Origin of the sequence: Flavobacterium sp. (genome assembly GCF_027484205.1) — a bacterium.
Lineage (GTDB): Bacteria > Bacteroidota > Bacteroidia > Flavobacteriales > Flavobacteriaceae > Flavobacterium.
The window spans coordinates 236483-263309 of the sequence record NZ_JAIXUB010000024.1; the positions used below are offsets into that span (position 1 = coordinate 236483).

Below are 26827 nucleotides of genomic sequence, written 5' to 3' on the forward strand. Positions count from 1 at the left end.
TGACAAAATGACGTAGTTATATTTCTACACATAAAAAAAACTTAAGTTTATAGTGAGTTAAGATTCGTAATAGTAACTTTGCAGCTCAGTTAAACAACGGATTTTTTTTAGGTTAAATAACCTAGATTTTTTTTGTTTTAATTGAATTATATTTACAAATAATTATAAAATTAAAATTATGAAGAAAAGTTTACTATTAGTGTTACTTACAATCACGTTGATTGGTTGTAAATCTAAATCGGCTACCAATACGAAATTGGACATGAAATCTGAAAGAACCATTAAAGGAGATTTTACTTTAACAGCGGTTACTTATCCTGGTTCAGATTATATTAAAGTTACTTCATTTGACATTGCAGATTCTAAGTGTTTTGTAGGAAGTAAATGGAAATTTGTTGCTAATAATAACAAAGGTAATTTTGCTTTAGATAATGCAAAATGTACTTCATTTACATCACCTATTACATGGTATATGAATAAAGAAGGTAATTTTGTTATGAAAATTTTGAATGAAACTAAAGCAAAAAAAGTAACTGATGGTTATATTTTGAAAGTTTCAAATTTAACAGAATCTTCTTTTCAATTAGTTGACAAAATTAATGTAGGAGGAAAAATGGTTGATGTTGTTTATGAATTTCAAAGAAATTAATTTTTAATAAAAGAGATATGAAAAAAATTACAATTTATTTTTTAGTAAGTGCTTTTGCATTTAGTACCGTTTTTACAAGTTGTGAAGCAACAAAAAACACTAATAAAACACAACGTGGAGCAGCTATTGGAGCTGTTGCTGGAGCAATTTTAGGTGGCGTTATTGGAAACAATATTAAAGGTGGAAACACAGCAATGGGCGCAGTTCTTGGTGGTGTAATTGGTGGAGTTGCTGGAGGAGTTATTGGTAACAAAATGGACAAACAAGCCCGCGAAATTCAAACAGCTTTGCCTGGCGCACAAGTGGAAAGAGTTGGAGAAGGAATTCGATTGGTTCTTGGGGAAAATGCCGTTCGTTTTGATACAAGTAAATCAACTTTAACAGCTGCTGCTAAAGCTAATTTAGATAAATTAGTTCCTGTTTTTCAAAGTTATGCTGATACAGATATTGTTATTTATGGATATACAGATAGTACAGGTAAAGTAGAATATAATCAAACATTATCTGAGCAAAGAGCAGCTTCTGTTAAAACATACTTAGCTTCAAAAGGATTAAATACTGCTAGATTTACAACTACTGGTTTAGGAATTGCTGACCCAATTGCGACAAACGATACGCCAGAAGGTCGTACACAAAACCGTCGTGTAGAATTTGCTATTACTGCAAATGCTAAAATGGTTGAAGACGCAAAAAAGCAAGCAGGAAACTAAACTTAAGTTTTTTAGATTTGAAAAGCGATCAATTTTTATTGGTCGCTTTTTTTTGTTTTCAAATAAAATGAAAAACATTTAACAAAATTTTTGTTTAAATAATTTTAGTAATAGTTAAACAATAATTAACTTTACATTCAAATTTATTTCAAATATGGAAACTACAAAGAAAACAACAAGCAAAAAGAAGATTATTACAGATGATGCAATTATTTCTATGTATATGGAAAATGTATTATCAAACAATGCTGAACCTAAAAATGTCTTTTCTTTTTGTAAAGAACATAAAATAGAAGAAGCTGATTTCTACAAGTTCTTTGGGTCAATTGAAGCGTTAAGGCAAGAAATTTGGGTTAAATTTTTTGAGAATGCCGAAGCTTCGATTAAAAAAGATGAAGCTTTTGATAGTTATACTGAAAAAAATAAACTTTTGACTTTGTATTTTACATTGTTTGAAATATTGACTTTAAACAGAAGTTACGTGATATTTTCACTTAAAGAAAATAAAGAAGGTTTGAAGAATTTAAAAACTTTAAAACAATTCAGAAACCATTTTAAAGATTTTATCGTAACTATTATAGACGACAATCAGAACATCGTTAGTGATCGAGTTTCTAAAATAACAAAGCCAGTTTTTAGTGAAGGAGCATGGATTCAGTTCTTATTTTTATTGAAATTTTGGATGGACGATACTTCTACGGGATTTGAAAAAACAGATGTTTTAATAGAAAAATCTGTAAATACTGTAGTTGATTTATTAGATACAAAGCCTTTAGAAAGTTTGTTTGATTTAGGAAAATTCCTTTGGAAAGAAAAAATGAATTAACACATGAAAACATTAGATAAAATTCCAACAGGAAAAATAGAACGCGCCAGTCAATTAGTAAAAACGGGAATCAAAGTAGGAGGAAATTATGTTGCTTATTATGGTGAAAAGATTGTAAATCCGTCTTTAAATCGTGATAAATTAAATGAAAGTAATGCCGAGGATATTTATGACGGACTAAAAAATTTAAAAGGAAGTGCCTTGAAAGTAGCTCAAATGTTGAGCATGGACAAAAGCATCATGCCACAACAATATGTAGATAAATTTTCGTTGTCTCAATTTTCGGTTCCGCCATTGTCTGCGCCTTTAGTTAGAAAAACATTTAAAAAATATTTAGGTCAATATCCAGAGAACTTATACGACACGTTTACACCAGATGCTATGAATGCTGCGAGTATCGGTCAGGTACACAAAGCGACCAAAGATGGGAAAAATCTTGCTGTGAAAATCCAATATCCAGGTGTGGCAGATAGTATAAGTTCGGATTTGGCATTGGTAAAACCATTTGCTGTCAGAATGTTTAATATAAAAGGTAAAGATTCTGATAAATATTTTAAAGAAGTAGAAGATAAATTGTTAGAAGAAACAGACTATAATTTAGAATTGAAACAAAGTTTAGAAGTTTCAGATTGGTGTAAAAACATTGATAATTTGAGATTTCCAAAATATTATCCTGAATTATCTTCAGAGAAGATATTAACAATGGAATGGATTGATGGTGAGCATTTATCAGAATTTGCTGCTCGCAATCAAGATAGCGTAAAAGGAGATAAAATTGGTCAAGCACTTTGGGATTTTTATATGTATCAAATGCACCATTTAAAACAAGTTCACGCTGATCCGCATCCAGGAAACTTCTTGATTGATAAAGATGATAAATTGGTTGCTATTGATTTTGGTTGTATCAAGCATGTTCCTTTGGAATTTTATGTTCCTTATTTTGAATTGGCAAAACCAGAAGTAATTGATAATCCAAAATTATTTAATGAGAAATTATATGAATTAGAAATTTTAAGATTAGATGATACAAAAGCAGAAATTGAATATTTTACTAAATTGTTTCATGATTTGTTAAGTCTATTTACAAAACCATTTCACGGTGATTTCTTCGATTTTTCTGATGATGATTTCTTTGGACAAATTGCCACAATGGGAGAAGAATTTGCAAAAGATACACAATTGCGAAAAATGAATGGGAATAGAGGTTCCAAACATTTTTTATACATAAACAGAACATTCTTTGGTTTGTATAATTTATTACACGACTTAAAAGCTAGAGTAAAAACTAAAGAATTTGAAAAATACATTAAGTAGAAACTTTTTGTTTATTTATTGGTTAGGTTGATAAGAGCGATGGCTACACGTTTTAGCATCGCTCTTATTGTTTTTAATTCTTACTTTTGTACAAATTATAAATTACAAATGCTTCAAGTACAATCCATTTCTTTTGCTTATCAAAAAGAGAAAACCATTTTCAATGCTTCATTTTCTTTAAATAAAGGAAACTCACTGGCTATCATTGGTGAAAGTGGTTGCGGAAAAAGTACGCTTTTAAAGTTAATTTATGGATTATATGATTTGAATGAAGGACAGATTTTTTGGAACCAGACCGAAGTTCTTGGTCCGAAGTATCATCTTATTCCGGGAATGGATTTTATGAAATATCTTGCTCAAGATTTTGATTTGATGCCATACATAACTGTTGCAGAAAATGTTGGTAAATATTTGTCCAATATTGATTCTGAAAAAAAATGGAATAGGGTAAAGGAGCTTTTGGAAATTGTTGAAATGGAAGATTTCTTTGATGTCAAAGCTAAAAACTTGAGTGGAGGACAAATGCAAAGAGTTGCTATTGCTAGAGTTTTAGCATTAGAACCAGAAGTTTTATTGCTTGATGAACCATTCAGTCATATTGATAATTTCAGAAAAAATAGTTTGCGAAGAAAATTATTTGCTTACTTAAAAGAAAAACAGATTACTTGTCTTGTTGCCACACATGATAGTACTGATGTTTTATCTTTTACCGATGAGGTTTTGGTGATGAAAAATGGCGAAATTATAGAAACAGGAACTCCAAAATCATTATACGAAAATCCTAAATCTAAATATATTGCTTCCCTTTTTGGCGATGTGAATGAAATTAATATTGAAGGAAAAGTAAAATACATTTTTCCGCATCAGATAGAAATTGTTCTTCCACAAGCTCAGGAAGACACTTTGAAAGTTGAAGTTCTAAATTCTTATTTCAGAGGAAGTCATTATTTAATTGAAGCAAAATTGGATAACGAAATTCTATTCTTTGAGCATGATTCCGAAATTCCTAGTGCGACTCAAGTACATATAAAAATAAAATAGACCTTTAAATTTCTTCAAAGGTCTATTCTCTATATTCTATTTTATTTTGTCATCCTGAGCTTGTCGAAGGATTAGTTTTTCAAATACTTTTCTAAAAACTGGTCTTGTTCCCAAAGCAAGTGAAAGATATTTTCTTTAGCTGCATATCCATGAGATTCTTTTGGCAAAATAACCATTCTTGTTGGAGCGCCTAAGTTTTTTAAAGCTTGAAAATAACGTTCAGTTTGCAAGGTGAAGGTTCCAGGATTATTATCTGCTTCACCATGAACTAAAAGCAAAGGTGTTTTCATTTTATCGGCATTCATGAATGGTGACATTTCATTGTATATGTTTGGAACATCCCAATAATTACGCTGCTCACTTTGGAATCCAAAAGGCGTTAAAGTTCTATTATATGCGCCACTTCTTGCAATTCCACAAGCAAATAAATTAGAATGAGTAAGTAAATTAGCTGTCATAAAAGCACCATACGAGTGTCCGCCAACGGCTACTTTTTTACGATTAATATATCCTAAATTATCTACAGCATTTATTGCAGCTTCAGCATCATCAACTAGTTGTGTTATAAAGGTGTCATTTGGTTCTGTTGTTCCTTCGCCAATGATAGGAAAGGAAGCATCGTCAAGAACAGCATAACCTTTAGTTACCCAATATACAAACGAACCATAATTAGGAAAAGTAAATTCATTTGGATTTTTATCATTTTGTCCTGCTGAGTTTTTGTCTTTAAATTCTGCTGGATAAGCCCAAATTAATAAAGGTAATTTTTCTTTTTTAGTTCTATCGTAACCTGCTGGTAAATATAAAGTTCCAGATAAATCTACGCCGTCTTTTCTTTTGTATTTAATTACTTCTTTATAGACATTTTTAATGCTTTCAAATGGATTTTTAAATGTAGTAATGGCAGTTAATTTTCCAGATTTAATATTTCTAAAGTAGTAATTTGGATAATCATTTTTAGATTGAATCATTACTAAAACATCACCTTTTTTATAATCTTCAATAGACATCAAATCTTCTTTTTTATCTTTTATTTTTGAAGTATATAAACGTTTTGTTTTTAATGTTTTCAAATTCAATTCATCGATAAAAGGAAATTGTCCTTCTTTTGTATGTCCGTCGCCAATTAAGTAAGCGTTTCCGTTTTCAGTTGCAATAACGTATCTTCCAAACTCATTTTTCTTGGTTTCAAAATTTCCGGGATCAGAATAAATATCTTGTGAGTTTCTATCCGAAATTACTTTTGGAGTTTCATTTGGATTGGATGGATTTAATAAATAGGTTTTGGTATTTCTAGTGTCATACCAACTATCAAAAGCAATAGCAAACGAGTCATTTCCCCAACTAATTCCACCAAAACGTTGTTGTGTTTTCATCATTGATGTTGGTTCCGAATTAAATGGTGCATTCCACTGAAAAACTTCGTCTCTATAATCTACTTTTTTAGCTTGATCGCCTTCGTCAAGCGCTTCTACATAGACTAAAGTTGCCGGTTTGTCTGCTCTCCAACTCATACTTCTTTTTCCTTTTCTTACCGATGAGAAGCCTTTTGGCATAATTTCAGTTAAAGGAACTTCATTTACTTGCTTGATTTCTTTTCCATTCAAATCATACACTATAGATTTTTGAGGAAAACGACTTAAAGGAACTATATAAGAATACGGTTTTTGAATCGTTGTAAGCATTAAATAATTTCCATCAGGCGAAAAACTTTCTCCTGCATAAATATCAGCAGATTTGAATAATGTTGAGTTTCCAGAAATGGTTACTTTATGTAATTCAGATGTTACTAAAGCATCAAAATTTGCTTCATCATTTTTATTTTTTAATAAATCTTGAAATGTTCTGTTTTGAGATTTTGATCCATCACTCACAGAAACAGTTGGTCCTTTTGGCAAATCTTTTTTCTCATCAATTAATGCTGGACGATTTTTAGGTAAAACTTTTACTAATAACGTCTGATTGTCATTCATCCAACTAAAAGGACTGCCTAAATTGGCATTCAAATTATCTGAGGTTATTTTTTTTGCTGAAGCTGTTGCAACATCAATAATCCAAAGTTCAACTCCTGAGTTTGTTGTATTGGTAAAAGCAATTTTCTTTTCATTTGGCGACCATGAAATGTTTGTAAGTTTTGCATTTTGAGGAAGTCCAGTCACTTGAGTTTCTTCTTTGTCCGCAATTTTTCTAATTTTTAAATTGTTGATGTAAGTAACCGTGCTGGAAATATTGGTAACAGGATTAATTCGCAATCCACCTAAACGCATTTCCTCTTGGTTCAAATCATCAAGAGTTTTATACGTATTTCTATAACTCAAAAGCATGTACTCTTTTTTTGAATCCATGCTCACAGATGGTGCTCTTTCATAATCGGCAAGAGCTAATATTTCAGCGGATGGTTTTTTATAACTCAGATTTTCTTGACCAAAACAAGTAATTCCAAATCCGAGCAATAGAAGAAAAATAGATTTTAGTTTCATGATTTATCATTTTATTTTTAACATTGGACTAAATTAATGCAATGGTGTTACATATTCCACAAAGTTTTTGTTAAACATTGAAAATATTTTTCAAATGTTATCTCGAGTTTAAACATATATTTTATAATTTTATAAAAAAAATGCCATGAGAAATTTATACTTTTTCTTCATACTTGTTTCTAATTTGACTTTAGCTCAATATAATTGGACACCACTAACTACAATACCTTCAAATGGTGCAAGTGGACAACGTTTTGATGATGTTTTTTTTCTGGATGAAAATATTGGTTGGGCTGCTAATGGTGGTTTTGGTGATGTTTATAAAACTATTGATGGTGGAGCAACTTGGACATTGCAAGCCAATAGCGCAACTCTAGGAAGTAGTCATTATTTTAGAAATATTGAGTTTTTAAATGCTAATATCGGTTTTTTAGGAACATTAAATAATAAATTTTACAAAACAGTCAATGGCGGAACAACTTGGACACAAGTTACTAATATATTTCCAAATCCACCTGCAATTTGTGGTCTTGATTGTGTAGGAACTTCAACAATTTATGGTTGTGGTGCTTATTTTTCACCTGCCTATGTAATAAAATCTACTGATAGTGGTGCCACTTGGCAGTATATCAATATGAGTACCTATGCTGATGCTTTGGTTGAAGTACTTTTTATAGATGAAAATACAGGTTTTGTTTCAGGAAATAATGAAAATGGACCCGTAATCTTGAAAACCACAAATGGAGGAACAACATGGACAACTATCTATAACGGAACAATTCCAGGTGAATATGTATGGAAATTGCAAATTCTTGCTTCAAACCCAAATGTGATGTTTGGATCTGTAGAATCTGTTGCGCCAAATCCGGGAAGAATCATAAAATCAGTTAACAATGGTGTAACTTGGACATCAAATACGTTTCCTGATGTTGATGTTCAAGCTATTGGTTTTACGAGTGAAACTCATGGATGGATGGGCGGACATCATACAGGTTTTTACGAAACAAATAATTCAGGTGCAACTTGGACAAATTTAAATATAGGAAGTAACTTAAATAGAATTTTCTTTGTGGGAAATATTGCTTATGCCTCAGGGACAACTATTTATAAAATGTCTAATACATTATCAAATGTTGATTTTGAAGAGCAGGATAGAGTTCCATTAAAGGTAAGAGTTTCTCCAAATCCAATTAAAGATAAATTGAATCTAGAAATTGATTTTATTGCAAGCGACCATTTAAGATTAGGATTATATTCAATTGATGGAAAATTTATTAAGCAATTGATTTTAGATGAAATTGCCTCTGCTGAAACAAAAAAATACACTTTTGATTTTCCTTATCCTAATGGAACTTATATTGTAAATCTTCATACTAACACAGGAAGACAATCGGTTAAAGTTACTAAATAGAATTATTTTAGTCTTGGATAATTTGTTCTATCCAAATTTTTTTCATAATTTTATTAATCGAAACAACTAAAATAAAACACATAAAATGGGAAAATTTGTAATATCTACAAGAAAAAATGGTGAATTTCAATTCAATTTAAAGGCAGGAAATGGTCAAACTATTCTTGCTAGTGAAGGTTATACAACAAAAGCAGCTTGTGAAAACGGAATTGAATCTGTTAGAAAAAATTCACAAGATGATTCTAAATTTGAAAGATTAGAAGCTAAAAATGGTAAACCTTATTTTAATTTAAAAGCAGGTAACGGACAAATTATAGGTTCAAGTGAAATGTATGAAAGTGTAGCTTCCAGAGATAACGGAATTGAGTCGGTTAAAAAAAATGCTCCAGATGCAACTGTGGAAGAAGCTTAAAAAAAATAAATTAATAGTTCTAAAACCAGTTTATTGTATAAGCTGGTTTTTTTTATACAATTCTAAAAAATGATTTTATTAATTTCAAAATTTATGCTTTGTAATGATACTCTTTTTTAAAAGATGATTAAATTTGTAGTATCAATTTTGCTAAATATATAATATATGTTTCATTCAAAAATAAGTGGACTTGGCTTTTATGTTCCAGAAAATGTAGTTACTAATGATGATTTGTCTAAAATTATGGACACTTCTGATGAGTGGATTCAAGAACGTACAGGAATTAAAGAGCGACGTCACATTGTAAAAGGTCAAGATACAACAACTTCAATGGGTGTAAAAGCTGCTAAAGTTGCAATAGATCGTGCAGGTTTGTCTCAAGATGACATTGATTTTATTGTGTTTGCAACCATTTCACCAGATTATTATTTTCCTGGTCCAGGAGTTGCTTTACAGAAAGAATTAGGTATGAAAACCATTGGTGCATTGGATATTAGAAATCAATGTTCTGGTTTTGTTTATGCCTTGTCAGTTGCTGATCAATATATTAAAACTGGAATGTATAAAAATATTTTAGTTGTAGCTTCTGAGGTGCAATCTTTAGGTTTAGATATGACAGATAGAGGTAGAGGAGTTTCGGTAATTTTTGGTGATGGTGCTGGTGCAGCAGTTCTTACAAGAGAAGAAGATGTAACCAAAGGAATTCTTTCTACACATTTACATTCAGAAGGTCAACATGCTGAGGAATTAGCTGTTTTGGCACCAGGAATGGGTGGAAGATGGATTACAGATATTATTGCGGATAACAATCCTGATGATGAAAGTTATTTTCCACACATGAATGGACAATTTGTTTTCAAAAATGCTGTAGTTCGTTTTAGTGAAGTCATTAATGAGGGTTTACAAGCTAATAATCTTCAAGTTTCTGATATTGATTTGTTGATTCCGCATCAAGCAAATTTGAGAATATCGCAATTCATTCAGCAGAAATTTAAATTGACTGATGATCAAGTTTTTAATAACATTCAAAAATACGGAAATACAACCGCAGCATCAATTCCAATTGCTCTAACAGAAGCTTGGGAACAAGGAAAAATTAAATCTGGCGATACGTTAGTTTTAGCTGCTTTTGGTAGCGGTTTTACTTGGGCAAGTGCTATTATAAAATGGTAAGATAAAATCTATTTATAAAAATAAAACCTCGAATTGCACTTCGAGGTTTTTTATTCAAATGGTTTTCTAGGTTTGTACTATCTTTTTAATGAAAAATGGGCTTTAAATTCTTTATTTTTATTGTCTTTTTGATAATTAATTACGAACCAATAATCGTCAGAAGGAACTTCTCTACCGTTATAAGTTCCGTCCCAACCTTGACCTGATGGTTTTATTTGTTTCATCAATTTACCGAAGCGATCATAAATTTCAATAATCGCTACTTCTTGATCTCTCAAATCATAAATGTTCCAATATTCATTAACGCCATCACCATTAGGTGTAAAGTAATGTGGATAATAAACAACAATCGCTTCAGTCGTAGTTTCACCACAGCCATTTATATCTCTTACAGTGATGGTGTGAATTCCAGGTTGAACATTATTAAATGTTGGACTACTTTGATAAGCGCCATCATCTAATTGATATTCATAGTTTCCACCAGTTCCTGTTGCAGAAACTACCACCGTTTGATTTGGAGTAAAATCTTCACTTATAGAATAAGCAATCACTGCTGGTTCTGATTGATTTACAGTCACAAAAACTTCTTCTGAAGGACATCCTGTAGCATTATTAGTTGCAATAACACTATATTGTCCTGGTAAAATTGCTTGATAGTTGTTGCTTGTACCAATTACGTTTCCTAATTCATCAAACCATTGAAAGGTGTGGGTTGAAGTCGATAGTCCTGTTGTAATTGTATAAGGATTCAATAAAGTTCCAGTTTCACTATCAATACATACAATACCACCTGTTGCATTTGGTTCAGGTAGTTTGTTCACAATTATTGCTATTGGTTTTATATCAAAACAATCAGGTGCCAATGAATTATTTACTCTAACATAAATTGTTGTAACATCAGAAATTGTTATGGCATTGTTCTCATTTGTTGCATCTTCTATATTTTCATAATAACTAATATTGAATTCTGCACCCGTTTGAGAAGCTAAAATAGTTGCACTTAATGTTGTTAAATCAAAATCAGTAACACCATTATTATTGCCATCTTCATCACAAATTGTTCTCTCAATAATAGGAACAGGATAAGCAACAGGTTCAGGAATTATAGTTACAGTAAACGAAGTTTCATCAGAACAATTTGGACTAAATCCTGAGTAGGCAAAAACATAAATTGTTTTAGAAGTAGCAACAGAACTACCTTGTGCTAACATTCCACCAGTTCCATTTGGTCCATTGTAAAAATTTCCAACGGCTAATGTTGGTAAGATATAACTACTACATGAAGTAACATTTGGCAATTGTTCGACATTAAATATACTAACATTAAAACTCTTTTCATCAAAACAATTTGGAGTAGTTCCTGTTTCAGCATAAACGAATAGTGTTTGATTTGTAGTTAAAATATCTCCTGCATTTAGCATCGTTCCATTTCCTCCAGTTTCTGTAAAGTAGTTTCCAACTGTAAGTGTAGGAAGTGTATAAGATTCACAAACATTTACATTTAGAATTGAGGCAATTATTGGAGTAGGAACTATATTGACTACAAAATCACTTTCATCAGTACAATTAATTCTTTCACCAGATTGAATAAAAATATAAATGGTTTGGGTTACGTTTATTACAGTTCCAGCAACAAGTTCTATTCCTGTGCCAAAAGGACCATTGGGCTGCGTATAGTATTTATTATTTCCAGTAAGCGCAGGTAAAACATAGCTGTCACAAGCGGTAACATCATTAGCTTCAAAAGCATCAATTGAAAAGATATTTAATTGAAAACTAGTTTGCGCAGGGCAACCATTTTCTATAGCATAAATGTAAATTAATTGTGACGTTGTTAATACATCACCACCATTCATTTGTGTTCCGCCACCATTTGGTTGTGTAAAATAATTTCCATTAGCTAAATTGGTTAAAGTGTAAGAATGGCAAGCATCAATATCAGATCGATTATCTAAAATAGGTCTTTGATAAACAGTAACATCAAAAGTAATTTCGTTTTGGCAACCAGCATTATCAGAAACAAAAATGTAAATGGTTTGTGAAGTTGTTAAAACATCTCCTGCAAATAAAGCTGTTCCAGTTCCATTGCTTCCTGTAAAATAATTTCCAACAGGAATTGAAGGTAAAACATAGTTCTCACAACCTGATGTTATGGTTGGAGCAGTTAATGTAGGTAAAACAATACTTACGGTAAAGTTATAATTATCAGTACAGTTAGGTGGCGATTGTGATACAGCATAAACATATATTGTTTGATTAGTATTTATAAAAGTTCCAGCAGGAATTTGAGTTCCCATTCCCATTGGTTCAGTAAAATAATTACCCACATTTAAGTTGGGTAAAGTATAGCCTACACATTCAGTAACATCAGTTGGAAAGTTTATTCCAATGACAACTTCAAAACTTGATTCGCTAGTACAAACAGAATTTTGACCAAATATATATACCGTTTGCGAACTTGTAATGGCAGTTCCAACAGCTAATTGATTCCCACCACCATTTGGAGCATCATAATAATTTCCGTAACTTAAAGGTTGTAAAATAAAAGAAGTACAATCAAAACCATTTTGAAGAATTGGAACGTCTTGTCTTTCAATTATTGTAATACTAAATGGTAAATCTATCAAACAGCTAGGATCAGTTTCAGAAATAAAATAAAAGTAAACCGTTTGAGTAGTTGTAATAGCACTGCCTTCAGAAAGTTCTGTTCCACCACCATTTGGTGCGGTAAAATAACCACCAAATTCAACTCCTGGTAATGAATAACTTTCGCAATAATCACCTGATTCAATAGGTAGATCTTCTGGTTTCACAATGATAACTCTAAAGCTACTTTCGTTTTTACAAAATGGAGGTAAAGTTCCAGCATTATAGATATAAACGGTTTGGGTTTCTGTAATAACATCTCCAGCAAATAAAGCCGTACCGCCACCATTTGCAGCAGTAAAGTAATTTCCATTTGTAATAGGTTGCAATACATAATTATCGCATACAATTACATCTTCAAGCTCGTCAACAACTGGCAACGATGAAACATTCAAGTTTACACTTGTCAAACTAAAACAACTAGAATCTGTTATTAATTGCACTCTAATATGAATTGTTGTTCCTGAAGTTATGAAAATATTATTTGGTGAAGCATTACTTCCTGAACTTGCATCAGCTAATGAATTGTAATAAGAAACAGAATAAATATCACCTGACTGACCATTTAAAACACTTAAACTTATCGGATTTAAATTGAAAGTGGCCTCACCTGAACCAAACGTAGATTCACACAAATTAATATCTAAAGGTTGTGTTGCTGTTGGTGGTGGAGAAAGTAATAATTCAAATGATTTTACTGTAAAGCATGAACTATTTTCTTTATTAATTCTTACATAAATAGTTTGATTTCCTGCAGACGAATATGTTGATGGAAGTACATTTGTGTTATTGTTTGCATGCAATAAACTTGCGTGATATGAAATTGTAACTCCAGGATTTAATCCTGCAGTAACTACAGCAGTATTTTGTGCTAAATTATAATTGTAGCTAGCCAAACCTGTGTCACACAAAAACAAATCAATTGGTTCAGGAGTTATATATTCAGGAGTGAATTCAACAACTATTGAATCAGTTATGGTTTCACACGTAAAAGTAATATTAGTATATTCTAAAGTATAAGTTCCTGGTTGTGTAACGGTTAAATTTGGACCAGTTTCTCCTGCAAGTGTTACACCATCTTTTTTCCAAACAAAAGTAAAATTAGATGGATTTAAGTTAGATTCAATCACCTCTGAAGTTCCAAAACAAACCGCAGTATTATTTGCAATGGTTAAATCTGCACCCAAAACTTCTTGACCAAGATTAAAGCTGTTTGAAGATAAAAATATTGCTGAGTCGGATAAAATATCTGTTCTATCTGCAATTACAAGTTTAATTTTATAAAGTGTACCAGGAACTAATGTTGATGATGCATTTAAAACAACAGTTTGACCATTAAAATTTATGGGAGACGAACTTGCATTTGAACCACCATTAAAAGTTCCAAAGAAGGAAGGATTTACAGATTCACAACCAGAGTTATAAAGAAAATCTCTAATAGTTACAACAGAAATTGGAGTAGAAGTTCCTGGAACAACTGCTAAATTTGTGGTTACTCCTGTTGACATATTCGTCAATAAAAAAGCAAAAGCATCAGAAAACTGACATTGAAAATTACCATATTCTTCAGATGCAAATAGGAAATCAAAATCGAAATGAGGTGATAATGGCGTAAATTCAAATTCTAAAACGGTAGCATTTACAGAATTCATAGTAATTCCTGATGCTGCTAATGTTGATTCTAAGGTAGAATCTCCTGGCCAAGAAGTTGAACCGTCATTTAACATTGTTAAATTTGGTCCGGGTGCATTTAAGATATTTCCTGTACTTAAAATTACACCACTTTGCATTGGAAAATTCGGATTAGTATTCTGAAAATAACCAATTCCGTTAGAAGAACCAAAGTTTGTTCCCGTACTCCAAGTTATATTATTTGCGGTAATACATGGTGAATTAATCAAAACATTATTGACTAATTGAGGAACTGTATACGTACTTGTATCAACTGTAATAACTTGAGAAAAAACAGTTGAACAAGAAAAAAGTATTAGTAGGGTTAATAATTTTTTCATTTTTCATTATTTAAATATTTGATTTGGACAGAATAATATTACTAATAAATCCGATTAAATGCAAATAAAATCGACAAAAATCATTATTTAGTAGTTTTTTATTGGTATTATCTTACGTAAATTTTTTATTTTGTAATTAAAATCTTATTGCTTTTTTATTAAGTTTTAACATTGAATTATTCAATTGGTACCAATGATTTTTTTATTTATTCAAATTTAATTTACAGATTATATTTAAAATTCAAAAATTAGATGAGTGGAAACAATTTCACTTTAAGTTGTTGTTTTTGAAGGTTAAAGGTTTTTATAATAAGTTCAGTTTTATATCCAATTTGGATATGACAATCTACTTTCATGTATTGTTATGTTCTTTTAGGACTATTTTGCAATCTTCAAATTTTATTTACACATTAAATTGATATACTTTAAGAAAATAGTTATCAAGAATTTCTTTTTTAAATTTTTTAAGAAACTGTAATCGTAAATAGATTTTATTTCAAAAAAAGGTGACATAATTGACTATAGACTCTGAAAACTTATATTATAAAGAATTCTAATTTGTTTTTATCTGCTGTAAAAAAGAAAGATTTTGCAATTAAATTCTATCTTTGCAGTCTTAAAAAAATAATTAAAATGTCACTACAAGAAATCTTAAATCCGTTTATTAAAGAAGCTATTCAAAAAACCTTCGATGTAACTATCGAAAAAATTGAATTTCAAGCTACTAGGAAAGATTTTGAAGGTGATATTACTATGGTTATTTTCCCTTTATTGAAAGTAATTAAAGGCAATCCTGTCGAAATTGGAACAAAAATAGGAACGTATTTAGTTGAAAATGTTGCCCAAGTTGAAAAATTTAATGTGGTTGCAGGATTTTTGAATATCGTAATTTCCGATGCTTATTATGTAGATTTTTTCAACCAAATTTATACTAACAACAAGTTTGGTTTTGTAGAACAATCTAATACTGATAAGGCAGTTATGGTAGAATATTCTTCACCAAATACTAATAAACCTTTACACCTTGGTCATGTTCGTAACAATCTTTTAGGATATTCTGTTGCTGAAATTATAAAAGCGTCAGGAAAGAAAGTTTATAAAACACAAATCATCAACGATAGAGGAATTCACATCTGTAAATCGATGTTGGCTTGGCAGAAATTTGGTAACGGACAAACTCCAGAGACTTCAGGTTTAAAAGGAGATAAGCTAGTTGGAAATTTTTATGTTGCTTTTGATAAAGAATATAAAGCACAAATTAGTGCTTTAATCTCAGAAGGAAAAACAGAAGAGGAAGCAAAGAAAACTGCTCCTATTATTCAAGAAGCGCAACAAATGCTTTTAGATTGGGAAGCAGGAAAACCAGAAGTTATTGCGCTTTGGAAAACCATGAACCAATGGGTTTATGATGGATTTGCTCTAACCTATAAAAATTTAGGAGTTGATTTTGATAGTTACTATTATGAATCAAATACTTATTTATTAGGGAAAGAAGTAGTTCAATTTGGATTAGAAAAAGGAATTTTCGAGAAAGATCCTGATGGTTCAGTTTGGATTGATTTGACACCTGATGGTTTGGACAGAAAAATTGTGCTACGATCTGATGGAACTGCCGTTTACATGACGCAAGATATTGGAACTGCAATTCAGCGTGTAAAAGATTTTTCCGATGTTGGTGGAATGGTTTATACTGTTGGAAATGAGCAGGATTATCATTTTAAAGTATTGTTTTTAATTCTGAAAAAATTAGGATTTGATTGGGCAGAAAGTCTATATCATTTATCTTATGGAATGGTGGAATTACCTTCTGGTAAAATGAAATCTCGTGAAGGTACTGTTGTTGATGCTGATGATTTGATGGAAGAAATGACCGCAACGGCCAAATCAATTTCGGAAGAATTAGGGAAACTTGATGGTTACACCACAGAAGAAAAAGAAAACTTGTATAAAACAATAGGACTTGGTGCATTGAAATATTTTATGCTGAAAGTAGATCCAAAAAAATCAATGCTTTTCAATCCTGAAGAATCAGTAGATTTTGCCGGAAATACCGGACCATTTATTCAATATACGTACGCTCGTATTCAATCTATTTTGCGTAAAGCCGATTTTGATTTTGTTTCACAAAGTGCAGTCGAAGTGCTTCATCCAAAAGAAAAAGAATTACTAAAACAATTGGAATTATTTCCTGAAGTGATTCAAAATGCGGCACAAAATCACAGTCCAGCTTTGGTTGCAAATTATACGTATGAATTAGTAAAAGAATTCAATTCGTTTTATCAAAATGTTTCTATCCTTGGAGAAGAAAATCAAAATATAAAAGTATTTAGAGTGCAACTTTCTAAAAAAGTAGCCGATACTATAAAATTAGCATTTTGCTTATTAGGAATTGAAGTTCCTGAAAGAATGTAAAAAAAGAAAGGTTAGAGGAAATTCTAACCTTTTTTCTTTTAAAAACTATACCTCAAAAAAGCGTTTAAAGTTCGTTCTAAAGAATAAGTATTTATTTGTTCAATAGAATTCGTGTTCTGATTGATTCTATAATTTTGATTAATTACATTCTTTGAATCTAAGATGTTCTGAATAGAAAAACCACTTACGACTTCTGAGTTTTTAGAAATTTTAAATCCTTTACTTGCTGAGAAATTCAATTGAAAGTAATTTTCTAAATGAGTTGAATTAGGAAATTGATAAGCAATTTCTTGCTCGTTTTCAGCATTTATAACTGGTGTTGGACTTGACGGAATCGTATTTGGTTTTCCTGTAAACCATCTTGAACCAAGTGCTAATTTTAGTTTTTTATAATCATAAATCACAGCCATTCCTATATTGTGATTGATTTCAAAATTATTTGGAAAAGCATTGTTTGAAAAACTTTTAAACTCATAGTTGTTATCAGTGTAGGAATAAGTCAACCAAGTTGTAAAGTTTTTAACTTGTTTTTGTACTAAAAATTCCGAACCAATAATGGTGTAGTTTCCATTTATTCTGATAAACTCTAACTGATTTTGAAAACCTTGACTTCTGCTTGTAATTCCGTTAACCGATTTATAAAAATTATCTAAAGTCAGTAACCAATTATTTTTCTTGAAAGTAAATCCAACTGAAATTTGATTGTTTTTAATAATTGGAATGGATTCATTGTTAGCTAAAATCCAACGACGTTTTTCTATGCCAAGAAAATCTTGTTGCAAATCAACTACTTGTGAGGTAACTTGACTTTTTCTTTCGGCTAAAATTTCGGTTTGAAATGATTTGTTAAAGGCAAAATTGAACTGTAAACGTGGTTCAAAAATAAATTCTTTAAAATCTTGAATGTAGTTTTGTCTAATTCCAATATTGGTTTTTAGTTTATTGTTTTTGGAAGTATATTGTAACTCGGCAATGGTAGCATGAATCAATAAAACATTTTTAATTTTCCTGAAAAAAACAGGTGAATTAATTTCATCTAGGTTTCTAATTCCAATTTCATTAAACTGATAACCATTATTGAATCTCAAAGTTTTTGATAATTGATGCACGTTTTTTAATCGGAAACCTGTGTCTAGAATGGAGTTTTCTTGATTGAAAATTTGATTGCTTTCAATGTTTTCGTTTTCAGATGTGATTTTATAAAACGAACCATAGCCATTCATTTCAGTTTGAAAATTTTTATTCCAATTGATTTTTAAAGTTATATTTCCACCAAGAGTTTTTTGTTCAAGGCAACTGTATTTTGAAATTGTGGTAGCGTTTTCAACTTTACTCTCTTTTAGATCAAGTGAGTTGTCTATAGAAATTCCATCAATGGATAAATCTATTTTTTTTCCAATTTTTTGTCTAAATTGAACTGTGAAATCATAAAAATAAAATTTTTCATCATTTGAATAATTAATCATTTCATTGTTAGTCAAATTAGTTACAGCAGTATTTTGAAAAATTCTATTGTAATAATTTTTATAGGTTGGTGTGTCAATTAAATCAGTGTAAGAGCGACGTCCACTGATTTCTAAATTGGAGGATTTTGAAGTTTTAATTTTGGCGTAAGCATCAACATTTATCATGTTTAAACCAATGGAAGCATTACTATTTTCAACATTTGTAGAATGTGTAGAAATATCAATTACACTGGAAACACTTTCGCCGTAAAAAGGTGAACTTCCGTTTTTAGTGATTTTAATATTTTGAGCTAAATTTGGATTTAAAGCAGAAATTAACCCAAAAAAATGTCCCGTTTGAAACAATCGAATACCATTCCAAAGGAATAAATTTTGATCATGCGTTCCGCCACGAACATTTAGATTTGAAACGGTTTCGTCTGTACTTGCAACTCCAGGAATTTGTTTTAAAGTTTCAAAAACATCAGGTTCAGTCAAGCCAGGAAGCAATCCAAAACGTTTTGGTTTTATTTCAAAAGTGCCATCCGTTTTTTTAGAAATACCTTTTGTTAAATAGGTTTGTGCAACAACTTCTTCAATTTCATTTAAGGAAGGTTTTAAAACTATTTTTGGACAATTTTCTGTGTAAAGTTCTTCGGGTTGAAGTTGTAATTTTTGAAAATTTACGTGTGAAATTTCAATTGTATTTGGCGATTTTATTGTGATTTCAAAATAACCTTTCTCATTGGAAGAAGTCGTATAATTTGTTTCAATGATTTTGATATTTGCAAATTCAACAGGTTGATTTGTAATTTCATCAAATAAAAATCCGCATAAAGGTTTGTCTAATTTTTGATTGTTTACAACGGAAATATAATTGTTTGAAATGAATTTGAATTGCAGTTGCGTTTTTTCTGAAATGTATTCTAATTTCTTTTTTAAAGAAAGATTATTTTTGGGTGGAATAATTTTGAAAATGGCAATTTCATCTTCAATGTAATTCAAGGTTACATTATCTTTTTTAGCAATATTTTCAAAAACAGTTTTCAATAAAACGGCTTTGTCTTTGTCTTGAGCGTGCAAACTCAAAGCAAAGACAAAACACACAAACAAACATGAAATTATTTTATTTATTTTCACTTTATTTCTTCAATAACATATTTTGAATTTGTTGATTTTGAATATTTTAAGTGATAGATTGATGTCAAGGATTGCAATGCAACATCAATATTATTAGAAGGTATTTTTCCCGAAAATAATTGTTCTGAGTTTACTTTTGTTGCATCAATTGTAATGTCATATTGTCTTTGAATTTCTTCTAAAACATTAACCAATTTTTCTTTTTCAAAAAGCATTTCATTTGATGTCCAAAGCGGTTTTGAATCTGAAACAGTTTGCTCAATAATTTTCACATCATTTTCAAAAGAAACTGTCTTTCCTTTAGTTAAAACGACTTCTTGATTTTTATAATTAACTTTTACTCTTCCTTCAAAACAAGTAACATCAAAACGATTATTTCTTGCTTTTACATTAAATTGTGTTCCAAGAACGGCAACTTTTCCAAGAGTTGTATTGACTTCGAATTTTTTCCCTTTGGCAACTTTAAAATACGCTTCACCATCTAAATTTAGATTTCTGTTTTCATCCCAATTCCATTTTTTATACTCAATTTCTGAACCCGAATTCAAGGTAACTTCAGAATTGTCAGGCAATAAAAATGTGGTTTGTTTTCCGTTTAAAGCCACTTCATTGGAACTTGAAAAGGTATTAAAAGTAAATAGTAATCCTAAACCAATAACTAACACAGCAGCAATTCTTAAAAACCAATTTGGTTTCAGGTCAATTACTTTTGGAGTTTTATTTTTAGCCGCAATTACATTTGATAATACTTTTTCACCATCAAAATTAGGAGTTTCTAATTGTGATGAATAATTTTTTATCTTTTCATATAATTGATAATCTGCTTCAGCTTGAAATTCTTTCAATTCAGCATCGGTCATTTCTCCACTAAGCCATTTCGCTAATTTGTAATTTTCTTCCATAGTTTTTCTTCTATTCGAAAGTATTAAATAATTTTATGATAAACAATGTACTTATTTTTTTATCAGCTTTATCGTTTTTTGATTTCCATTTGAATTCAATTTACAAAAATAAATTCCACTACTTAAGTTTGATAAATCTAATTCGTTATTTGATGAACTTATATTTTTTTCTAATAATAGTTTTCCTGAAATATCATAAATTGAGGCCTTAGTATTAGCTTCATTTTCATCTATTTGAAAGGTGATTTTGTCTAAAAATGGATTTGGAACAATTTGGGTTTTCTGTGAAACTTCTTCTTGATTTGATAAAGTTGTTAAATTATAATGATAAACACTCATATTGTGTTCGCTTATTGCAAAAAGACTGTCATCATTGGCAATTTTACAATATACACCACTTCCGCCATAAATATTTGGTGTGCTTATCCATTGTTGAACTCCTGAATTATTATATTTCAATATAACCATTTGAACGGTTGCCATTGTAGCACTTGCAGTTGGTCCGCCTTTTCCAATAACGATTGGTTCGCCTAAGGAATTAGTAGTTACATAAAACGGAATTTCATCAACACTACTTACTGCGTTATAAACAGTATTCCACAATTGAACACCATCAGTATCAATTTGTTGTGTTCTCCAATTAGGTTCAAAACCATAAGAATAAGAAATAATACTTAGTCTGTTTCCACCAAGAGCGAATCTTCTAGGATAATCATTTCCATCAAAATCATAATTTTGTTGCCAAAGTAAAGTTCCAGTTGGACTCACTTTTTGAACCAATATATCAATATTATTTGTAGCAACAGATGTCGAGTGATTCGTTCTGCCTAAAATGTAAATGTTTCCTGTGTCATCAACTTCTAAGTCTTCTCCAAAACCCGTTAAGAAACTAGGATTTATATTGTTTACATGAACAAAACCAGCAGAAAAAATTAGATTACCCAATGTATCCCATACTACTAAAGGTGTTCCATGAACTGTGTCACTTGAACCAGTCATATAAATTTTGCCATTTTTCAAACGCATTGTTCCAAAACCATAACCGCTATTTGAGTTATTACTTGTTTGAAACAAAGTACTTCCTGTAGGACTTAATTTTATTAATGTTAAACCTGAAGGTGTCAATTGTGATGTTCCGATATACAAATTTCCATCAGTATCAACTTCACTTCTTAGAGTAAAACTAGGCGATGTTCCTACAGTTGATGGTGTTACGGGAAGATTTCTTTTCCATAATAATGTTCCTGATGGACTGTATTTTAGTGCTACAATTGCATCGGCATATTCTGAACTTGAACTAATTGTGTATCTTTTTCCAACAACATAAATATTTCCACTTGAATCACAATTGCTCCAAATAGGTTTTTGATAATTACTTGCAATTCCTGAACTATTTGAAACTTCCCAAAGAAAAGTTCCGTTTGAAGCATATTTTCTTGTGTAAATATCACTATGCATCCAATGTCCGGTTACAATAACATTATTTGAATTATCTGTAGCCATCATTATGGCAGTTTTATTGTATTCAGAAGCATCATGCATCCAATCAAAAGTATATTGAGCAGCAATTATCTCGCTATTTAAAACCGATAATATGAAGATAAGTAGTAATTTTTTCATAATTCAAAACGTTAAATTATAAGTAATATTTTCTGTTTAATTACCTTATAACAAACTAAGTAATTTTTACCCTACTTAAAACCTTTAAATTCTTTTCTTAATTCAACTAAAGCTAAATGAATTCTTTTTTCAACTGCTTTAACACTAATATTTAGTTCTTCGGCAATTTCATAATATTTTTTTCCATCAATTCGGTTCATTAAAAAAGCAACTCGTTGAGTTTCATTCAAATTTTCAATGGCAACAAGCAGTTTGTCTTTAAATTGTTTCTCTTCTAATAGAAATTCAGGATTTTCATTTGATCTATCTATGTGAGAATTATTTTTTTGATAGTTTAGTTTTACTTTCTCGTGTGAGATGATATTTAAAGAAGAATTGTTGGCAATTGTGTAAATATAAGATTTAGCTTTTTCTAACGGTACATCTTTACAATTTTGCCATAGCTTTATAAAGGCTTCCTGTGTGATATCTTCGGCGTGGTCTTGATTTCCAAATTTGAATAACAGAAAATTACGTAGGTTTTTCGCATGATTGTTGAAAAATTCTGAAAATAAATTTTCTTTACAAGTTTCTGATATTAAATGATTTGCCATGAAAAAATAAATTATTTTTTTTGTAAAAGTATTATTTTTTTTATTTCTGAGTAGGGTAAAAAGATAATTAATTGTTTTACTCTCACAATAACCAAAAATTAAAAGTTAATTATGAAAATAGTAAATTACTTTTTTATCGTTCTAATTTCATTAGTAACAATTTCTTGTCAAGAAGAGGAAGAAGTTGTCATTGAAGATACTACTCAAAATATTGCAAATAGAACACCTTTAACAGATTTGATTATTCGTGTTTCTCAAAATCCAACTTCAATTGATAATGTTCTTGATAGTTCAAGTTGCTTTAGAGTTCAATTGCCTGTAACCATAGTTTTGAACGGAAATTCTATCACGGTAAATTCTGAAACAGATTATCAATTAGTTCAAGATGCAATAGATGCTTTTACAACAGATGATGATATTGTAAACTTTAATTATCCAATTACAATTCAATATCAAGATTTTACTACTCAAGTTTTGAATGATTCTGATGATTTAGATGATGTTTTAGATGCGTGTGGTGAAGATGATGGTTTTGACGAAATTGACTGTGTTTCTGTAGTTTATCCAATATTAATAAATGTATATGATCCTAATAATGAATTGGCTAATACATTGACAATTACAAGTAATACAATGTTACATAATTTTCTTGAAAACCTTGAAGATAACGAATATGTAGCAATAAATTATCCAATTTCAATGATAGATTCAAATGGTGAAACAGTTATAATAACTAATAACAATCAATTAGAAGATTTTATAGAAGATTCAATTGATGATTGTGATGATGATTCAGGGGTTAGTACACCTATAAATTTAACTGGAACATGGTATGTTTCGTATTATTTTGAAGGCGATGATGATGAGACTGTAAATTATAACGGATATAATTTTACCTTTTTTGTAGGCGGAAACATTGAAGTTGAAAAAAGCGGTACTTATTCTAATGGCATGTGGACAAAATACATTGATGGAGGACAAGATTGGTTAGAATTAGATTTTGACGACTCTGATTTAGGAGATTTAGAAGAAGATTGGAAAATCGTTGAATTTACAGAAACTCAATTACGATTGAAACATACAAGTGGCGGTGGCGGCGATACAGAATATCTATATTTTACAAAAAACTAATAATAATTACTAATCAATAAATTTAAAATCATGAAAAAGTTAACCTTACTTCCAATCTTATCTTTAATTTTTATGTTGAATATGGCTTCAACATGCAGTGGCGACGATAATAATTCATCATCTGTAGATGCAACACCTGTTATAAATACAGTAACTTCAGGAACATGGCGAGTGACTTATTATTTTGATACAGATACTGATGAAACGAACCATTTTACTGGATATAATTTCACTTTTAATGGTTCAAATGTTTTAACTGCTACTAATGGAACAAATTCATACACAGGTTCATGGTCAGTAATAAGTGATGATAGTAGTGATGACGATAACCCTAGTGGAGATTTAGATTTCAATATTCTTTTTAGTTCACCAGCAAATTTTGCTGATTTGTCTGACGATTGGGATATTCTTTCAAGAACTGCTACAAAAATTGAGTTAATTGATGTTAGCGGTGGAAATGGAGGAACAGATTATTTAACTTTCGAGAAAAATTAGTACCTACTTTACTTTACTATATGCTAGAAAGCCATTCTATTTATTTAGGATGGTTTTTTTCTTTTAATACTTTCATACTTCAATTTCAAATGCTTAAATTTGCACTTCATTTTTAGAAAACTCCAATAATTATGTTCAATAATTTAAGCGAAAAATTAGATAAAGCATTTCATATCCTAAAAGGACACGGAAAAATCACAGAAGTAAACGTTGCCGAAACTCTTAAAGAAGTTCGACGTGCTTTACTTGATGCCGATGTAAACTTTAAAATTGCTAAAGATTTTACTACAACAGTAAAGGAAAAAGCAATTGGTCAAAACGTATTAACCACTTTAGAACCAGGACAACTTTTGGTGAAATTAGTTAAGGATGAATTGACTGAATTAATGGGTGGCGATGCTGCAGGAATTAATCTTTCAGGAAATCCAACAGTTATATTAATGTCGGGTTTACAAGGTTCAGGAAAAACTACATTTTCTGGAAAACTTGCCAATTATCTAAAAACTAAAAAGAACAAAAAACCACTTTTAGTTGCTTGTGATATTTATCGTCCAGCGGCAATCAATCAATTACATGTTGTAGGTGAACAAGTTGGAGTTGAGGTTTACTCAGAACCTGAAAATAAAAATCCTGTTGACATATCTTTAAAAGCAATTGCTTATGCAAAAGCAAATGGTTTTAATGTCGTTATTGTCGATACTGCTGGTCGTTTAGCTGTTGATGAAGAAATGATGACAGAAATTGCGAATGTTCATAAAGCAATTCAACCTCAAGAAACGTTGTTTGTTGTAGATGCTATGACAGGTCAAGATGCTGTAAATACGGCAAAAGCATTCAACGATAGATTAAATTTTGATGGAGTTATTCTAACAAAATTAGATGGTGATACTCGTGGTGGAGCTGCAATATCTATTAAATCTGTAGTGGACAAACCAATTAAATTTATTGGTACAGGTGAAAAAATGGATGCTATTGATGTTTTCTATCCAAGTCGTATGGCTGATAGAATTCTTGGTATGGGTGACGTAGTTTCACTTGTTGAAAGAGCTCAAGAGCAGTATAATGAAGAAGAAGCAAGAAAGTTACAAAAGAAAATTGCTAAAAATGAGTTCGGTTTTGATGATTTCTTGACTCAAATTCAACAAATCAAAAAAATGGGTAGCATGAAAGATTTAGTTGGAATGATACCTGGAGCTGGAAAAGCAATGAAAGATGTTGAAATTGAAGATGATGCATTTAAACATATTGAAGCAATAATTCACTCCATGACTCCAATTGAAAGAAGCAAACCTTCAGTTCTAGATATGAAACGCAAAACTAGAATTGCAAAAGGTTCAGGAACAAAAATTGAGCAAGTAAATCAATTGCTAAAGCAGTTTGACCAAATGAGCAAAATGATGAAAATGATGCAAGGTCCAGGCGGAAAAAACTTGATGCGAGCAATGGGTGGAATGAAAGGAATGAAATAATATAAAGACGCGATTTTTCGCGTCTTTTTTTAAATACACAACACAACAAATAACTACAAAATGACAATTTTAGACGGAAAAAAAGTTTCAGAAGATATTAAAAATGAAATCGCTGTTGAGGTTCAAAAAATGAGAGACAATGGTGAAAAAGTTCCTCATTTAGCAGCAATAATTGTTGGAAATGATGGAGCAAGTTTAACTTATGTTGGAAGTAAAGTAAAAGCTTGTGAAAGAGTAGGTTTTGAATCTACATTAGTAAAAATGCCAAGTACAACATCGGAAACAGAGTTGCTAAAAAAAATTAAAGAACTAAATCAAAATGATGACATTGATGGGTTTATTGTACAACTTCCTTTACCAAAACAAATCGATACACAAAATGTCATAAATGCTATAGATCCAAGTAAAGACGTTGATGGTTTTCACCCAGAAAATTTTGGAAAAATGGCTTTAGATATGAGTACGTTCATTCCTGCAACACCTTTTGGAATTCTTGAAATTTTAGAACGATATAATGTTCCAACAGATGGAAAACACACTGTAATCATTGGAAGAAGTCACATTGTTGGTCGACCAATGAGTATTTTGATGGGAAGAAATCATTTTCCCGGAAATTCAACGGTTACTTTAACACATAGTCATACTAAAAACATTAATCAAATTACCTCACAAGCTGATATTATCATCACCGCACTTGGTGTTCCAAATTATCTAAAAGCGGAAATGGTAAAAGATGATGTTGTAATTATCGATGTAGGAATTACAAGAGTAGCAGATGAAGCTTCTGAAAAAGGATATAAAATTGTTGGCGATGTAGATTTTGAAAATGTATCGAAAAAAGCATCTTATATTACACCTGTTCCTGGTGGCGTTGGTCCAATGACAATTGCAATGTTATTAAAAAACACTTTGTTAGCAAGAGAACAAAAACTAATGAAGAAATAGC

Annotated in this window: 19 protein-coding genes; 13 read left to right on the forward strand and 6 right to left on the reverse strand. The window is 30.6% G+C overall.

Features of this window, described 5'->3' with window-relative positions; all coding sequences use genetic code 11:
* Positions 1-178 precede the first annotated feature (178 nt).
* From Q0049_RS12070 to Q0049_RS12090, 5 genes are all read left to right on the forward strand, one after another.
* Positions 179-649, forward strand: coding sequence for a lipocalin family protein (locus Q0049_RS12070; protein ID WP_298120074.1), 471 nt, complete (start codon positions 179-181; stop codon positions 647-649).
* Between the two features lie 17 nt (positions 650-666).
* Positions 667-1359, forward strand: coding sequence for an OmpA family protein (locus Q0049_RS12075; protein ID WP_298120076.1), 693 nt, complete (start codon positions 667-669; stop codon positions 1357-1359).
* A 154-nt stretch (positions 1360-1513) separates the two neighbouring features.
* Positions 1514-2185: a TetR family transcriptional regulator C-terminal domain-containing protein gene (locus Q0049_RS12080; protein ID WP_298120079.1), complete on the forward strand. Its 672-nt coding sequence runs from the start codon at positions 1514-1516 to the stop codon at positions 2183-2185.
* 3 nt (positions 2186-2188) lie between these two features.
* Positions 2189-3499 carry an AarF/ABC1/UbiB kinase family protein gene (locus Q0049_RS12085; RefSeq protein ID WP_298120082.1) on the forward strand — a complete coding sequence of 437 codons (1311 nt, stop codon included), beginning with the start codon at positions 2189-2191 and terminating at the stop codon, positions 3497-3499.
* A 108-nt stretch (positions 3500-3607) separates the two neighbouring features.
* A complete protein-coding gene (locus Q0049_RS12090; RefSeq protein ID WP_298120085.1) occupies positions 3608-4540 on the forward strand; it encodes an ABC transporter ATP-binding protein in 933 nt (310 codons plus the stop codon).
* Positions 4541-4611: 71 nt separating this feature from the next.
* Here the strand turns inward: Q0049_RS12090 and Q0049_RS12095 are convergent, their stop codons facing one another.
* Complete coding sequence (locus tag Q0049_RS12095) at positions 4612-7020, reverse strand: prolyl oligopeptidase family serine peptidase (protein WP_298120087.1); 2409 nt, start codon at positions 7018-7020, stop codon at positions 4612-4614.
* A gap of 145 nt (positions 7021-7165) precedes the next feature.
* On the opposite strand from Q0049_RS12095, the gene Q0049_RS12100 reads away from it, so the two are divergent.
* The 3 genes from Q0049_RS12100 to Q0049_RS12110 all read left to right on the forward strand — a co-directional run bounded on the left by Q0049_RS12100 (position 7166) and on the right by Q0049_RS12110 (position 10016).
* Positions 7166-8431: a T9SS type A sorting domain-containing protein gene (locus Q0049_RS12100; protein WP_298120090.1), complete on the forward strand. Its 1266-nt coding sequence runs from the start codon at positions 7166-7168 to the stop codon at positions 8429-8431.
* 85 nt (positions 8432-8516) lie between these two features.
* Positions 8517-8843 carry a YegP family protein gene (locus tag Q0049_RS12105; protein ID WP_298120092.1) on the forward strand — a complete coding sequence of 109 codons (327 nt, stop codon included), beginning with the start codon at positions 8517-8519 and terminating at the stop codon, positions 8841-8843.
* A 165-nt stretch (positions 8844-9008) separates the two neighbouring features.
* Positions 9009-10016 carry a 3-oxoacyl-ACP synthase III family protein gene (locus tag Q0049_RS12110; RefSeq protein WP_298120094.1) on the forward strand — a complete coding sequence of 336 codons (1008 nt, stop codon included), beginning with the start codon at positions 9009-9011 and terminating at the stop codon, positions 10014-10016.
* Positions 10017-10093: 77 nt separating this feature from the next.
* Here the strand turns inward: Q0049_RS12110 and Q0049_RS12115 are convergent, their stop codons facing one another.
* Positions 10094-14674 carry a T9SS type B sorting domain-containing protein gene (locus Q0049_RS12115; protein WP_298120097.1) on the reverse strand — a complete coding sequence of 1527 codons (4581 nt, stop codon included), beginning with the start codon at positions 14672-14674 and terminating at the stop codon, positions 10094-10096.
* Positions 14675-15307: 633 nt separating this feature from the next.
* Here Q0049_RS12115 and argS point away from each other — a divergent pair.
* Entirely contained in the window at positions 15308-17086 is a 1779-nt protein-coding gene (gene argS, locus Q0049_RS12120) for an arginine--tRNA ligase (protein ID WP_298120100.1), read from the forward strand.
* A 38-nt stretch (positions 17087-17124) separates the two neighbouring features.
* Here argS and Q0049_RS12125 read toward each other — a convergent pair whose 3' ends face one another.
* From Q0049_RS12125 to Q0049_RS12140, 4 genes are all read right to left on the reverse strand, one after another.
* Positions 17125-19671: a TonB-dependent receptor gene (locus Q0049_RS12125; protein WP_298120101.1), complete on the reverse strand. Its 2547-nt coding sequence runs from the start codon at positions 19669-19671 to the stop codon at positions 17125-17127.
* The gene (locus tag Q0049_RS12130) at positions 19668-20573 is read right to left on the reverse strand and encodes a FecR family protein (protein WP_298120103.1); all 906 of its coding nucleotides are present in this window, start codon (positions 20571-20573) and stop codon (positions 19668-19670) included. The genes Q0049_RS12125 and Q0049_RS12130 overlap by 4 nt, the downstream gene beginning before the upstream one ends.
* A 51-nt stretch (positions 20574-20624) precedes the next feature.
* Positions 20625-22193 (reverse strand): T9SS type A sorting domain-containing protein, encoded by a 1569-nt coding sequence (locus tag Q0049_RS12135; protein ID WP_298120104.1) that lies wholly within the window; start codon positions 22191-22193, stop codon positions 20625-20627.
* 71 nt (positions 22194-22264) lie between these two features.
* Positions 22265-22786, reverse strand: coding sequence for a sigma-70 family RNA polymerase sigma factor (locus tag Q0049_RS12140; RefSeq protein WP_298120106.1), 522 nt, complete (start codon positions 22784-22786; stop codon positions 22265-22267).
* A 111-nt stretch (positions 22787-22897) separates the two neighbouring features.
* On the opposite strand from Q0049_RS12140, the gene Q0049_RS12145 reads away from it, so the two are divergent.
* The 4 genes from Q0049_RS12145 to Q0049_RS12160 all read left to right on the forward strand — a co-directional run bounded on the left by Q0049_RS12145 (position 22898) and on the right by Q0049_RS12160 (position 26826).
* Entirely contained in the window at positions 22898-23917 is a 1020-nt protein-coding gene (locus Q0049_RS12145; protein WP_298120107.1) for a hypothetical protein, read from the forward strand.
* A 30-nt stretch (positions 23918-23947) separates the two neighbouring features.
* Positions 23948-24412 (forward strand): hypothetical protein, encoded by a 465-nt coding sequence (locus tag Q0049_RS12150; RefSeq protein ID WP_298120108.1) that lies wholly within the window; start codon positions 23948-23950, stop codon positions 24410-24412.
* A 131-nt stretch (positions 24413-24543) separates the two neighbouring features.
* Complete coding sequence (gene ffh / locus Q0049_RS12155; protein ID WP_298120109.1) at positions 24544-25881, forward strand: signal recognition particle protein; 1338 nt, start codon at positions 24544-24546, stop codon at positions 25879-25881.
* Between the two features lie 60 nt (positions 25882-25941).
* Positions 25942-26826, forward strand: coding sequence for a bifunctional 5,10-methylenetetrahydrofolate dehydrogenase/5,10-methenyltetrahydrofolate cyclohydrolase (locus Q0049_RS12160; protein WP_298120110.1), 885 nt, complete (start codon positions 25942-25944; stop codon positions 26824-26826).
* Position 26827: the final 1 nt, after the last annotated feature.